This is a genomic window from Youhaiella tibetensis (assembly GCF_008000755.1).
GTDB lineage: Bacteria > Pseudomonadota > Alphaproteobacteria > Rhizobiales > Devosiaceae > Paradevosia > Paradevosia tibetensis.
Map to the genome: position 1 here is coordinate 876048 of NZ_CP041690.1, position 12822 is coordinate 888869.

The following is a 12822-nucleotide window of genomic DNA, read 5'->3' on the forward strand; positions in this document are numbered from 1 at the left end:
TGAGGTGACGAAATCTGCTGACGGCGTCGATCGCCGCGACTTCATGTTCCTGGCCGCCGCTGCCGGAGCCGGGCTCGTTGCCGGAGCCGCGCCTGCCGCTGCGGAGGCGGCGGCTGCCGGCGCAGGCGCCAGCACCGGAACCGTCTATACGGGCGACGTGGTGCAGGGCAAAAAGGTCATCTCGGCGCTCGACGTCGCCGACCTCGAGCCAGGCCGTCACCACTTCTTCTTTGAAGGCGTGCAGATGGTTTCGGGCAAGGCCTGGTACGTCTCGATCGTCGTGGTCAAGGGCGCCAGGCCCGGCAAGCGGGTATTGCTGACCAGCGGCGTCCATGGCGACGAGATCAGCCCCATGCACACCATCCACCTCGTGCTCGACCAGCTCGATCCCCAGAGCATGTCCGGCACGGTCGTCGCCGTCACCGACGTCTCCAGCCCCGCCATCGAAGCCATGGCGCGGCGCTGGCCCAATTCGGGGCGCGGCATCGACCTTATCGACATCAACCGGGAATGGCCGGGCAACCCAAATGGCGGCAGCGCCGCCGCCCGGCACGCGGCCGCTCTCTTCGAGCGCGTGTTCAGGCCGAACGCCGATTTCGCCATCGATTTCCACACCGCCGCCACCGGCATGGACATGACCGCCTTCCACCTGGCCCGCATGGACCTGCCCGAGGTCAAGGCGATGGTCGATCTTTATCCGGTCGAGCAGGTCTTCGATGATCCGGCCTATCCGACCCTGCTCGCCAATGCGCTGATCGATGTGGGCATCCCCAGCTTCACCCCCGAAGTGGGCAAGTCGCGCAGCCTCGAGCCTGAGCGGATCGCCATGTTCGTGGAGGGCACGATGAACGTGCTCAAGCATCACGGCATCGTCGAGGGCGCCCTCGGCAGGACCGCAGCCGATGCCGGCACCTTCGTCGCCACGATCACCGCGGCGATCCTCACCACCCATGGCGGGTTCATCGAGCTTCTGGCCGACCTCAACGAAGAGGTGGCCGAGGGCCAGGTCGTCGCCCGGCAGCGCAACACGTTTGGGGAAGAGGTTGCGAGCTACGCCAGCCCCGTCGCCGGCAAGGTCGCCGCGCGCCGCACCGATGCCACGGCCGAGCCCGGCACGCCGCTGATGTTCTTCCTCGTCAAGGCGCCCGAGCACGCCATCGATCCCTCGTTCAGCGAATAGTTCGCGAAAAGAGAGGTGGTGGGGCCGTTCGGCCCCACCCCGCATTTCCCGTCAGGCGGCCTTGAGGTTCACCTTGGACATGGCGAGCTTGGTAAGCTTCTGGTCGGTCTCCACTTCCTCCTGGAGCGTGGCATCGAGAAGCTTGACCGCATCCTTCATGCCCAACTCGTCCGCCCAGGTCTTGAGCGTGCCGTAGCGGGTGATCTCGTAGTGCTCGGCGGCCTGCGCCGCCGCCACCAGCGCCGCATCGAGGGCCGGGGAGCCCTTGTAGTCCTCCATGGCCGACTTGCCTTCCTCGATGATGCCGAGAATGGCGTCGCAGGTCTTGCCGCGGGCCGGCTTGCCGAGCAGGTCGAAGATCTGCTCGAGCCGCTCCACATGGCCCTCCGTCTGGGCGAGGTGCTCCTCGAAGCCGGCCTTGAGTTCGGCCGACTGGGCGGCCTTGGCCAGCTTGGGCAGCGTCTTGGTGAGCTGCCGTTCGGCGTAATAGATATCCTTGAGGGTATCGAGGAACAGGTCGTCGAGTGTCTTTTCGTCAGGCATCTGTCGATCTCCTTGTTTGCGGGAGATCAACCAGCATGGGCCCGACTTGTTCCAGCACAAATGCAGGGGGCGGCGCGGCTTTCGCCACCCCACCCCGGAGCGGTCAGCTCGTGCGGGCCGGCGGGGCTTCCACCTCGCCCTCCTCGTATTCGTAGACCTCCTCCACGATCTCCCCGCTGCCGTCGCGCAGCAGCAGATGCGGGGGAATGCCCGAGGGCCGCAGCTTGTCGGGCGGCAGCGGCGAGATATAGGGCCGGCCCTTGAGGCGCTTCTCGAAATCGGCCCGCACCTGGGCCCGGAACTCGGGATCGGTCAGCACGTCATGCCCCACCCCGGCCATCACCATGGCCGAGTAGAGCGAGGTCTTGTCCCCGATCGACATGCCGCCGCACGCCGTCACCGGCCAGGTATGCAGGCCCACGCCCACCGGCATGGTGGCGATGGCGAAGATGCCCACCGGCGTGTTGTAGCTCACATCGCCCACATCGGTGCCCCCGCCCATCGAGACTTCGGGAAGGATGGGGAGCACCTGGTCGGTGATGCCGGCCTCGGGCAATTGCATTTCGCGCTGGCACGCCTTGGCGAAGGCCTGTTCCTCCTCGGTCCATTCGATGGGCGTGGCGGTGATGTGCTGGTGCAGGCGCTTGACCATCGGTTCGTTGGGCAAAAGGTCGTGCAGCCCGAAAAACAGGTCGATCTCCGCCTCGGTGCGGGTGCTCATCGCCGCGCCCTGCGCGACCTGGCGCACCCAGTCGGTCACCGCGCGCACCTGCTCGCGATCCGCGTCGCGGATCATGATGAAGACCGAGGCATGGTCCGGCACCACGTTGGGGGTCTCCCCGGCTGAGGTATAGACATAGTGGAGGCGCGTCGTGGGCCGCACGTGCTCGCGCATGAACTGCACGCCGATGCCGAACATCTCCGCGCCCTTGAGCGCACTGCGTCCCTCCCAGGGGTCCACGCCCGCATGGGCCGTACGTCCGCGGAAGGTGACGTTGATCATGTCGACCGCCGCCGTGCGCAGGAGCCCGGTCCCGTTGGCGGGGGCAGGGTGCCAGGCCAGGCACGCGTCCAGGTCGTTGAAAAGCCCGTCGCGCGCCATGTAGACCTTGGCGCCCTCGGTCTCCTCGGCCGCGCAGCCGAAGACGCGGAGCGTCCCGGGCGTGCCGTCGGCGATCATCATCTCCTTGAGCGCCAGGGCCGCCCCGGTGCAGCCGGCGCCGAGCAAGTTGTGTCCGCAGCCATGCCCCACCTCGATGCCACTGGGTCCCGGTGTCTGGCGCGGCTCGGCCGCGTTGCCGAGGCCGGGCAGGGCGTCGTATTCGGGCAGGAACCCAACCTTGGGCCCGCCCTCGCCCTGCGACCATTCGGCCACGAACGCGGTGGGTATCCCCGAGGTGCCAGTGCTCACGATGGCGAAGCCTGCCGCTTCGAGCTCACGAATATGGATCTTGGAGGAGAGCTCTTCGTGCAGCGAAAGTTCAGGCGTCTCCCAGACCTCGCGCGAAATCCGCAGGATGGTGTCTTCCACCTTCTTGACCGCGTCCTGCGCCGCCTTTGCCGAGGGTGGGGGCGCGGCCGGCGGCGCAGAACCCGATGCCCCACCGCCCGCGTCGGGGGCGGCCGGAGCGGCCTGGGCCATCGCCAGGCCGCTCGCGATCGGCCATGCGCCGGCCGTCGCCAGCGAACTCAGGATCAGGTTGCGCCGCGCAATCTTGAACTCGGTCTGTTCGTACATCTGCAAGTCTCCTGATGTGACTTCTGGAAACCTTAACAGCCATGCCCGCCCAGCCATGTGCTGAGCGTCCCCGGACTTGGCCTCACGTGCCTTTCGGCCCGGTCAGAGCCACCGGCGCGTGTGCGCGCGATAGCTCTGGAAGTCGGCCCCAAAGGCTTCGGCCAGAAGGCGTTCCTCGCCCGGCACGACCCAACGGTTGAGGGCCAGCCACAGGGCGGGAACGAGGACGATCAGCCAGTCGAGGCTAAGGACGAGCAGGAGGCCGCCCACGAGCAGCAGCAGGCCGCAGTAGAAGGGATTGCGGCTCACAGAGAACACCCCGTCCGTCACGAGCGCCGCCGGTCTTTCACCCGGCCGCGTTGTCGTGCGGGCCCGCACGAGCGCACGCGCGGCCACGATTTCGAGCCCGAGGCCGGTAACGGCGAGCAGAAGACCGATCAGGGTGGAAAGACCCGGCGGCCAGGCCCCGGGGAAAATATGGAGCGGCACGAGCCACTCGAGCAGAACCGCCAGCACGATGGCCACGGCCACAAAGGCATCCGGCGGTAGTTTCCTCATGGCATCCTGGCGCTGTCCCCAAGATGCAGTCTAGGCGGCAGGCCGGCCGCAAGCCAATGGCTTACCTCAGGTCGGCATCCAGATTACCAGCAGGAGCAGGAAAGCGGCTGCGCCGAGCCAGGCGATATACTCACCCTTCTGCGTCATGATTGTCCCCTCGTTTCGACCCAAGCCGGAAACGGCTCAGCCGCCGAGGGGTTCCCTGCAATTTTACGGAAAGGCGCAAAAAAAGCCCCGCCGAAGCGGGGCCAAATGGATGTTACCAAGTCTGACGGTCGTACCAGGTGTCGATTTCCTTTCGGACCTCGTCCTTGGCCTTGCCATAGCGCTCCTGGATTTTCCCCTCGAGCTGCTCGCGGTTGCCGTCGATCTGGGTCAGGTCGTCATCGGTGAGTTTGCCCCACTGCTCCTTGACCCGGCCCTTGACCTGCTTCCAACTGCCTTCAACGCGGTTCCAATCCATCGTCGTTCTCCTTTTTTGTGTAAGGACATAACGAGCGTGAAGGGGTCTGGTTCCGGCTCAAATCGAGGCCATTTCGGGGTCATCCCAGGGCAATGGTGAGATCGCCGCCCTCGCTTGCGTCGTCCGCAAACGAGAAGGAAAGCGTGGCCCCGGCCGGCAGGTCGGCGGGGGCGAACAGCACCCCGTGCATCCCCAGCTGCGTCGGCGCGGAGGGCTTTTCGCGCGGCTGCGCCCCATCGGCCAGCCGGTAGCGGAGGATGAACGGGGCGCCGCGTTCGATCAGCAGGGCGCGCCCGGCGGGCAGCGCGTCGAACGGGCTGTTCTCGCGCCAATGCCATTGCGCGGCAGTCGGGCGCTTGCCGCCATAACGCTGCTCGACCACCGCCAGTGCCTCGGAGGGGCGGCCATCGGCCTGAGCGGCGAGCAGCTTGAGGAACTCGGCATGCGCCCAGATCAGCGGCATGGCGCTGCCCGATGGCTTGCCCGGCCAGAGCCCGCGCTCCGGAATGGGGTCGCTGTCCCAGATCTGCTCGGGCAGCAATCCGCCCGGTCCGGTCATGCGCGACATGGCGTCGAGATAGGGCCGCGCATCGCCATCGGCGGAAATGGCGAAATGTCCGCGCTCTCCGGTCAGCAGCGGCCAGAGCCGCCCGATGCCCTTGCCGTCATAGGGGCTGCCATCGGCATGCTCGCCATAGCCGTCCCCGTTATAGCGATGGTAGGAAGGGCCGCTCGGCGTTTCGCGCCGCAGCACGGCATCGATGATCTTGACCGTGTTGAGGATGCCCGGATCGTCCGCCGCGCGCAGCCCGCTGCGCACGAGCGTGAGGAATTCGAGCCCGACCAGATCCGCCGCCGCCGTCTCTTCGCCGCCGACATTGCGGATTTCGACCACCCCGCGCAGCCCTTTCTGGTCCGAGCGCGGCGCGATGCGCACGTAATAGCCGTCCACCCCGTGCGGCGCGCACAGCGGCCCGCCGGTCGTATAGGTCCAGTCCTCGATGCGCTCGTTCCAGCAATCGGCGAGCGAGAGCACGTAGTCGCGCTCTTCCGGCGCCATCAGGTCGGCCGCCGCCACCAGCGCGCAGATCGTCGCCGTCAGCGTGAAGGGGCTGGCGCCCGAGTTTTCCTCCCAGCGGTCCTGGTCGGTCATCGGCCCGTTGCGCACCATGAAGCCGACCGCCTTCTCCACCATCGTTTCGATGGGTCGGGCGATGGTGAGGTGACCAACGGCGCGCAACTTGGCCATCAGCAGCACCGGCAGCGCCACCTCGTCGAGCTGCTTGCCCTCCCAATAGCCCTGTCCGTCCGGAAAGTAGTTCTGCGCCCAGCTTCCGTCCTCGGCCTGGGTGCCCACGAGGTAGGCGAGCGTGCGCGCCGCATCGGTCAGTTGCCCTACCGCGATCATGGCGAATGCCGCCTCGACCGCGTCGCGCGTCCACACCAGGTGATAGCCGCCCAAATCGTCATGGCTGCTGCCCCAGGGTACGCTCAGGCTTGCCACCATGGCCCCGGCATAGGTGCGATCCTCGTGGATCTTGATGACGGCAGCGGACAGTTGCGCCTCGTGCTTGATCTCGGGGGAGGCATGGGGAATGTCGAGCGTGCGCCCCCAGTCCTCCCACTGCCCGGTAAAGATGCGGACCACGTCGTCGTAGTCGTCCGCGAGGCTCGAGCGCGCCAGCGTGCGCGCACCTTCCACCGTTTCGGCGAAACAGAGCGCCAGCGTGCCGCTGTTGGCCGCCAGTTCGCCCATCAGCGCCACATTGCCTTCCCCTGCCTCGGGGTAGGTCCAGGTCATCTTGCCGTTCTTGTCGAAATCCTGCCAGCCGTCCGAGAACCCGACATAGCCCGCGCTGGCGCGCGAGAAGCCGCTGTCGTTGCGCAGGCACAGGGCCGCGTAGCCGAGCTGGGCCGAAAGGTCCTCCCCGGCCCAGGCGGTATTGTCATGCCGCTCGCCGTTCAGGTGCGGCGAGATGAGGCTGTAGAGCTTGAGGTCGTCGCCATCGAGCTTGTAGCGGATGAGCAGCGCATCGCGCAGCGGATGCACCAGGTATTCGAGTTCGAGCCGGTAATTGTCGCCCCGGTGCACCACGCGCGGCAGCGGCACATAGGGTTTGGGCATCGAGATCGAATAGCGCTGCGCCCGCTTGACCTCGGTCCATCCGTCCGGCCCCGCGATGATGAAGCCCAGGTCCCGGATCTGCGGCTGGCCGGTCGAGGGCCAATAGACCTCGTTGACGATGCCGTAGCCGAACGTCGCCCACAGCCGGCTGGCGCCCAGCGCCGTGCTCACCATGTCCTTGGCGCTCGATGACCAGGTGGGATTAATGCCCGGCTTGCCGGGTGGCTCGTTGCGGGTGTCGCCCATCTTCAGCCCCCATGCGCGAAGGAGGCGAAGTCGGTCATGCCTCCGTCAACGAATACCGTCGTGCCCGTGACGTAGCTCGCCAGGTCCGAGGCGAGCACGGCCACCATGCGCGCGATCTCGTCCCGGTCGCCCATGCGCCCCATCGGGATCTTGCGCTCGAGGTCGGCCAGCCCCGCCGGGTCGCCCCAGACGCTCTGGTTGATCGGCGTGCGGATGGCGCCGGGCGCGATGGCCAGCACGCGCACGCCATGGGGCGCCGCCTCCTGCGCCAGCGTCTTGGTGAGCATCGAGACTGCCGCCTTGGACGAGGTGTAGGCGCTGTACCCGCTCCATGGAATGGTCTCGTGCACCGAGGACAGGTTGACGATGACCCCGCTCTGGCGCGGCACCATGCGGCGCAACGCCTCCCGGCTGCACAGGAACGTGCCGAAAAGGTTGACGTCGAGCACCCGCCGCCAGGCGGCCAGGTCGGCCTCCCAGGCCGGTGCGGCGGGCCCGTCCATGCCCGCGTCGTTGACCAGGATGTCGATGCCGCCCAAGGTGCCTTCCATCGCCGCGAACATGGCGCTCACCTGGTCGGGATCGGAAATGTCGGCCTTGGCCGTCATGGCACGCACTCCGGCCTGCCGCGCCCTGGCGGCCACAGCCTCGGCCGCATCGGACGGACCGAAATAGTTGATGGCGATGTCGGCGCCGGCCTGAGCCAGCATCCCTGCAATGGCCTCCCCGATCCCCGAACTGGCGCCCGTCACCAGGGCGCGTTTGCCTGAAAGATCGACATTCAGCATGACCGCCCGCCAATCCGCGGGAGGCTCGACGCAACGACGCTCATTTGCGTGTTCTCCAGTGCTGGAGAAACAACGGACGAAAGGGGCAATAGGTTCAAGCCCTTGCGGGCGGGCTGCACTACACTTGCGCGTGAGTGCCTCCGCGATCAGGCGCTGCCGATGCCGCGCTTGAACTGTGGCTTGGCGCGTGGGGCGCGCCGCTTGGCCGGGGCCTTCTCGACCGTCTCCGCTTCACTTTCCTTGGCGAGGCGCAGCGCACGCAGCCGGGCGGTGTTGGCATCGATGGCCTGCTGCTCGGTGGTGTGCTCGCGCATTCCTGGTGAGGTTGCGAGGGTCAGTTTCTGGCCCGGCTTGGCGCCGCCGGAGGCGTTCGATTCTTGCTTGAAAGGCACGAGGTATTCCTTGGTTGGGTCGAAAGTACGCGGCCGAAGGAGCGCGGAACGCCGCTGCTTTAGTGCGGCCATGATGTCGGAGCGAATGCGAGCAACGCCCCCAACACCACGAGGAAACTGAGGACCAGCGTCAGCGGACCGGCATATTTGCGGGACGGCACAGCCGCCGGCGCCGTAGGAGGGTCGACGGGCATAGTGGCGTGCTTTCGGGTTGAGCGTGCGGGTGCGCACTGCGCCAGTCTACACTGGCGAGGCCTCCAGTACCAACGATTATCGGCGCGATCAGTCCCGCCAGTGCGGAATCGGCTCGGCCAGCGTCTGGAGCGTTTCTGCGGGCTCACCCTCGATCCGGCGCAGCAGCAGCCGCGTCAGCTCGAGCCCGGCCGCATAGACATCCTCCTCGATCGTGTCGACCTGCGGAAACAGCGACCACAGGATGTCCGAGGTCTGCTTGGAGATGAACTGGATGTCCTTGCCCACCTTGGCGCCGGCCGCGGTCAGCCCGGCGACCACCGAGATGGCGCGCATCTCCCCGCCGCACACGATGCCGTCCGGCCGGTTCGGCCCGTTGGCCAGCTCCTGGGCGAAGGCGCGTGTATCGGCCGCCGTAATGCCGGTCGAGTGATCCATCACCCGCGTCTCGACCTTGAGCCGGGCCGCGGTGCGCTCGAAGGCCGTCACGATGTTGTGGTAGTTGTTGGTCCGGTCGTCCCCGATCAGCAGCATCAGGTTGGAGCACCCCTTGGCCACCAACCGCTCCACCGCCATCTCGGCGAAGAGCTCGGAGTGGAAGTCGTGATAGGGGTGGGGCGTGAAGAACTCGGTGCGCCCGTGGCTGACGAAGGGGAAGTCGCTGTCCATCAGGAGCTTCACCCGCGGGTCGCGCGCCCCCGTATGGGTGATGATCACTCCGTCAGCGGTGCGATTGTCGAGGATGTAGCGCACCGAATCGACCGAATAGTTGCGCGCGAACTCGGGGATCACCGTCAGGTGGTAGCGCGTGCCCTTGATGGCGTGGCCGATGCCCTGGATCAGGTAGCGCGAGAAATCGATCGAATCCTCGGCCCCGTCCAGCACCAGCGCGATGACGTTGGTCTTGCCCGTGCGCAGGCGCACGCCGGCCCGGTCGGGCACGTAGCCCACGCTAGCGGCCGCCTCGGCGACCTTGCGGCGGGTCTCCTCCTTGAGCGTGGTTCCGCCGCGCAGCGAGAGCGAAACGGTCGAAAGGCTCAGGCCAGTCAACTCCGCAATGGTCTTGAGGGTGGCGCGCTTGGTCGCGCCGGGTGCAGGGGGTGTTCGGGTCTTGGTCATCTTGCTCGGCATGCCGGTCCGCACATGGGCCGGTGCGCTCGGTATATCTAGAATTTGCAACGATACAATATGTATTGCAACGTGGTCAAATGCCTGTCTGTGGCGGTGGATATCTCGTAACACACTGAAGGTAAACGTAAAAACGCGATGCGTTCGCCGGAATTGCATCTACCTGAATCCTTTCTATTGCAACGTTGCAAAAATTCGGCTTAGCTGACCGGGCACTTGGAGGAGTGTGCCGCGCCAAGCCTGGGAGGGTGGCGACGCGGTCCAAAAACTGAGGAGGAATTCATGTTCAGACGAAATCTGCTCGCGTCTGCCACGGCCATTGCGCTGATGGCGGGGGCGGCAATGCCTGCCAAGGCCGAAGTCTCCATCATGTATGCCGAATGGCTCGCTTCGCTGGTGGAACCCGGCATCGCCGCCTACGAGAAGGAAACCGGCGAGAAGGTCAACGCCATCAAGCTGCCGGGCGCCGGCTACGACCAGCGTATCGCGCTCGACCTCTCGGCGGGTACCGCGTCCGACGTCGTGCAGATGGACAGCTTCATGGTGTCCGAGCTCGCCTCGTCCGGCTACCTGATGCCGCTCGACGAGAAGGCCGCCGCCTGGGACCAGTACCAGTACTACATGAAGGGCCTGCTGGAGGTTGCCTCCTACGACGGCCACGTCTACGCGCTGCCCACCGATACCGACGTGCGCATGCTCTGGTACTACAAGCCCAATTTCGAAAAGGCCGGCATTGCCATGCCGTGGGAGCCCAAGACCTGGGCCGACGTTCTCGACGCGGCCCAGAAGCTCAAGGACGCGGGCGTCGAATACGCCTTCCAGATTCCGGCCGGCACCAAGCAGGGCGAGGCCACCACCATGCAGGGCGTCTACATGGCCCTGCTCGGCGCCGACAAGCCCGATGACGACCGCAACCGCCTGCTCAACCGCAAGACCGGCCAGTGGATCGGCGACAGCCCCGGCCTGCGCCGCACGCTCGACCTCTACCACCAGATCTATATCGACAAGCAACTTGCGCCGGCCGATCTCAACTACGCCACCGACCCCGGCGCCGCCGTGCGCCAGGCGCTGGCCGACGGCAAGCTGGGCATCCTCGCCTCCGGCTCCTGGGAAGATGCGTGCCTGTGGGATTGTAACGGCGTCAACCTGCCCAGCCGCGAAGAACGCGACAAGCTGGTCGGCTGGACCCCGTGGCCCGGTTCGGGCGAACCCGGCGCCAAGGCCACCACCAACATTTCCGGTGGCTGGACGATCGGCGTCAACGCCAAGGCCGCCGATCCCGACGCTGCCTTCAAGCTCGTGACCACCATCTTCGACGTCGCCAACTTCAAGGCCTGGACGCTGGCCAACCACCGCATGGCCGTGCGCACCGACATCTCGGAATCGCCCGAGTACATGGCCGATCCCTACCTCGCCAAGGCGACCGCGCTTGCTGCCGATACCACCGGCCGCGACACGGTTCCCGGCTACCAGACCGTCTCGGCCCTGGTGCAGCAGGCCACCTCCGACATCCTGGATGGCGCGAGCGTGGATGAGGCGATCAAGACCTACCACGATGCTCTCGTCGACGAGTTCGGCGAGGACAAGGTCATCACCTACCAATAAGCCCGTTCCTCCCCGCGCGGCGGCGTCACTCGGTTCGTCCGGATGCCGCCGCGACGGAAGGTTCCGCCGCAAGGCAGGGTCAGGCGCCTCGGGCAGTGATGCCCGCGCTCCCTTGCACCCTGCCGCCCCGACGGCATCGAGCGCGAGAACACCAGTATGAAAAATCAGGCCAACCCCTGGCTGACCAACAACCTCGTCCTGCTCGGGGTGGGCATGCTGCCCGCTCTGCTCCTGATCGGCCTGCTGCTTTACTTCACCGCCTGGGCCTTCGCCTTCAGCTTCACCGACCTGGCCCTGGTCGGCCGGAAATCGGTGGAATGGAGCTGGGTAGGTTTCGAGAATTTCCAGCGGCTCTTCACCCGCCGCGGCTTTCTCGAATCCCTCTGGACCACGGTCATCTTCGTTTTCTTCTCGGCCATCGTCGGCCAGTCCGTGCTTGGCTTCCTGCTGGCGGCCCTGCTGCGCGGACGCAATTCGACGCTCAAGACCGTCATCGAAGTCTGCATCATGCTCGGCTGGCTGCTGCCCGACATCGTGGCGGCGTTCCTGTGGTCGGCCACGACCGCCCAGACCGGCCTCATCAACGCGCTCATCGTCGTGCCGCTCGGGTTCGAGCCGGTCAACTTCATCAACGATTACGCGCTCCCCGTCGTCATCATCGCCAATATCTGGAAGGGCACCGCCTGGTCCTACCTGCTGTTCTCGGCCGCGCTCGATTCCATCTCGCGTGAGGTGGTCGAGGCCGCCAAGGTCGATGGCGCCACCCCGTTCCAGCGCGTCTGGCTGGTGATGCTGCCGATCATCCGGCCGCACATCGCCACCAACATGCTCTTCATCACCATCTGGACCTTCACCTACTTCCCGCTGATCTTCGCCATGACGGGCGGCGGGCCGGGTACCCAGACCACGACCCTGGCGGTCTTCCTCTACAACCAGAGTTTTTCGCGCGGGAACCTCGGCTTCGGCAGCGCTATCTCGGTGGCCATGCTCGTCATCGTCGGGCTCCTGTCCCTGGTCTATCTGCGCATGCTGCGGGAGCCCAAGTAATGGAAACCAATCCCGCCCATTCGCGCCTGACCTCGCTGGCGCTCGCCTTCATGGCCATCATCTGGGTGAGCCCGTTCTCCTGGCTCATCCTCAACGCCTTCAACCCGGCCTCGACCGGACGGCTTGAAATTCCGCAGTCCATCGGGCTCGACAACTTCGCGCTCGCAGTGAGCGGGAAGGCCGGCATCCAGTTCCTCAATTCGGTGATCATCGCCGCCGGCACGGCGACGCTGAGCGTGCTCGTGGGCATTTCGGCGGCCTATCCGCTCTCGCGCCTGCGCATTCCGGGGCGCAATGCGTTCCTGTGGACCCTGGTGCTGCTGCGCATGCTGCCTTCGGCCGGCGTGCTGGTGCCGCTCTACTTCGCCGCCCAGCGCTCGGGCCTGCTCAACCAGCTCGGCGTCATCATCGCGCTGACGGTCCTCAACCTGCCGTTCACGCTGCTGCTCCTCAAGAACTTCTTCGACACCGTACCCATCGAGCTCGAGGAAGCCGCCTACGTGGAGGGCGCCAACCTTTTCCAGATCCTGACCAAGGTCGTCCTGCCCATGTCGCGGGCCGGCATCGCGGTGGTCTGGTTCTTCAGCTTCACCGGCGCCTGGAACGAGTTCCTGCTGCCGCTGATCTTCTCGCGCGTCGAATCCGGCTTCCCCATGTCGGTGGGCCTTTACGCCGCGTTCGGCCAGCAGGGCGCCGTGCAATACGGGTTCCTGGCGGCCTTCTCCATCATCTACGCCGCCCCCGCGGTCGGCGTTTATTTCCTGTTGCGGCGGAACATGAACACAGGTTTCGCCGGCGTTGGTGTGAAGGGATAAAT

Annotated in this window: 12 protein-coding genes; 4 read left to right on the top strand and 8 right to left on the bottom strand. The window is 66.1% G+C overall.

The genetic code is table 11. From position 1 onward, the window contains the following. The first annotated feature begins 43 nt into the window (after positions 1 to 43). Positions 44 to 1180 carry a succinylglutamate desuccinylase/aspartoacylase family protein gene (locus tag FNA67_RS04285; protein ID WP_174851693.1) on the top strand — a complete coding sequence of 379 codons (1137 nt, stop codon included), beginning with the start codon at positions 44 to 46 and terminating at the stop codon, positions 1178 to 1180. A gap of 51 nt (positions 1181 to 1231) precedes the next feature. Here FNA67_RS04285 and FNA67_RS04290 read toward each other — a convergent pair whose 3' ends face one another. The 8 genes from FNA67_RS04290 to FNA67_RS04325 all read right to left on the bottom strand — a co-directional run bounded on the left by FNA67_RS04290 (position 1232) and on the right by FNA67_RS04325 (position 9344). Then, the gene (locus tag FNA67_RS04290; RefSeq protein WP_049704011.1) at positions 1232 to 1723 is read right to left on the bottom strand and encodes a YciE/YciF ferroxidase family protein; all 492 of its coding nucleotides are present in this window, start codon (positions 1721 to 1723) and stop codon (positions 1232 to 1234) included. A gap of 103 nt (positions 1724 to 1826) precedes the next feature. After that, entirely contained in the window at positions 1827 to 3461 is a 1635-nt protein-coding gene (locus tag FNA67_RS04295) for an amidohydrolase (RefSeq protein WP_147655189.1), read from the bottom strand. 102 nt (positions 3462 to 3563) lie between these two features. After that, entirely contained in the window at positions 3564 to 4019 is a 456-nt protein-coding gene (locus FNA67_RS04300; protein WP_147655190.1) for a methyltransferase family protein, read from the bottom strand. Positions 4020 to 4278: 259 nt separating this feature from the next. Beyond that, on the bottom strand, positions 4279 to 4482 hold the full coding sequence (locus tag FNA67_RS04305) for a CsbD family protein (protein WP_049704014.1): 204 nt from the start codon (positions 4480 to 4482) through the stop codon (positions 4279 to 4281). A gap of 79 nt (positions 4483 to 4561) precedes the next feature. Beyond that, positions 4562 to 6853, bottom strand: coding sequence for a glycoside hydrolase family 15 protein (locus tag FNA67_RS04310; RefSeq protein WP_147655191.1), 2292 nt, complete (start codon positions 6851 to 6853; stop codon positions 4562 to 4564). A gap of 2 nt (positions 6854 to 6855) precedes the next feature. Continuing rightward, a complete protein-coding gene (locus FNA67_RS04315) occupies positions 6856 to 7641 on the bottom strand; it encodes an SDR family oxidoreductase (RefSeq protein ID WP_147655192.1) in 786 nt (261 codons plus the stop codon). A gap of 146 nt (positions 7642 to 7787) precedes the next feature. Next, a complete protein-coding gene (locus FNA67_RS04320; protein ID WP_049704017.1) occupies positions 7788 to 8033 on the bottom strand; it encodes a hypothetical protein in 246 nt (81 codons plus the stop codon). 282 nt (positions 8034 to 8315) lie between these two features. Continuing rightward, the gene (locus FNA67_RS04325; RefSeq protein ID WP_170267204.1) at positions 8316 to 9344 is read right to left on the bottom strand and encodes a LacI family transcriptional regulator; all 1029 of its coding nucleotides are present in this window, start codon (positions 9342 to 9344) and stop codon (positions 8316 to 8318) included. Between the two features lie 291 nt (positions 9345 to 9635). Between FNA67_RS04325 and FNA67_RS04330 the strand changes: the two genes are divergently transcribed. The 3 genes from FNA67_RS04330 to FNA67_RS04340 all read left to right on the top strand — a co-directional run bounded on the left by FNA67_RS04330 (position 9636) and on the right by FNA67_RS04340 (position 12820). After that, a complete protein-coding gene (locus tag FNA67_RS04330) occupies positions 9636 to 10958 on the top strand; it encodes an extracellular solute-binding protein (protein WP_049704019.1) in 1323 nt (440 codons plus the stop codon). A gap of 156 nt (positions 10959 to 11114) precedes the next feature. Continuing rightward, positions 11115 to 12005: a carbohydrate ABC transporter permease gene (locus FNA67_RS04335; RefSeq protein ID WP_147655193.1), complete on the top strand. Its 891-nt coding sequence runs from the start codon at positions 11115 to 11117 to the stop codon at positions 12003 to 12005. Continuing rightward, complete coding sequence (locus tag FNA67_RS04340) at positions 12005 to 12820, top strand: carbohydrate ABC transporter permease (RefSeq protein ID WP_049704021.1); 816 nt, start codon at positions 12005 to 12007, stop codon at positions 12818 to 12820. The genes FNA67_RS04335 and FNA67_RS04340 overlap by 1 nt, the downstream gene beginning before the upstream one ends. Positions 12821 to 12822: the final 2 nt, after the last annotated feature.

Excerpts from the sequence above, each read along its gene's own strand:
- FNA67_RS04285 (WP_174851693.1), top strand. The coding sequence starts at position 44 with ATGTTCCTGGCCGCCGCTGCCGGAGCCGGGCTCGTTGCCGGAGCCGCG.
- FNA67_RS04290 (WP_049704011.1), bottom strand. The coding sequence starts at position 1,723 with ATGCCTGACGAAAAGACACTCGACGACCTGTTCCTCGATACCCTCAAG.
- FNA67_RS04295 (WP_147655189.1), bottom strand. The coding sequence starts at position 3,461 with ATGTACGAACAGACCGAGTTCAAGATTGCGCGGCGCAACCTGATCCTG.
- FNA67_RS04300 (WP_147655190.1), bottom strand. The coding sequence starts at position 4,019 with ATGAGGAAACTACCGCCGGATGCCTTTGTGGCCGTGGCCATCGTGCTG.
- FNA67_RS04305 (WP_049704014.1), bottom strand. The coding sequence starts at position 4,482 with ATGGATTGGAACCGCGTTGAAGGCAGTTGGAAGCAGGTCAAGGGCCGG.
- FNA67_RS04310 (WP_147655191.1), bottom strand. The coding sequence starts at position 6,853 with ATGGGCGACACCCGCAACGAGCCACCCGGCAAGCCGGGCATTAATCCC.
- FNA67_RS04315 (WP_147655192.1), bottom strand. The coding sequence starts at position 7,641 with ATGCTGAATGTCGATCTTTCAGGCAAACGCGCCCTGGTGACGGGCGCC.
- FNA67_RS04325 (WP_170267204.1), bottom strand. The coding sequence starts at position 9,344 with ATGACCAAGACCCGAACACCCCCTGCACCCGGCGCGACCAAGCGCGCC.
- FNA67_RS04330 (WP_049704019.1), top strand. The coding sequence starts at position 9,636 with ATGTTCAGACGAAATCTGCTCGCGTCTGCCACGGCCATTGCGCTGATG.
- FNA67_RS04335 (WP_147655193.1), top strand. The coding sequence starts at position 11,115 with ATGAAAAATCAGGCCAACCCCTGGCTGACCAACAACCTCGTCCTGCTC.
- FNA67_RS04340 (WP_049704021.1), top strand. The coding sequence starts at position 12,005 with ATGGAAACCAATCCCGCCCATTCGCGCCTGACCTCGCTGGCGCTCGCC.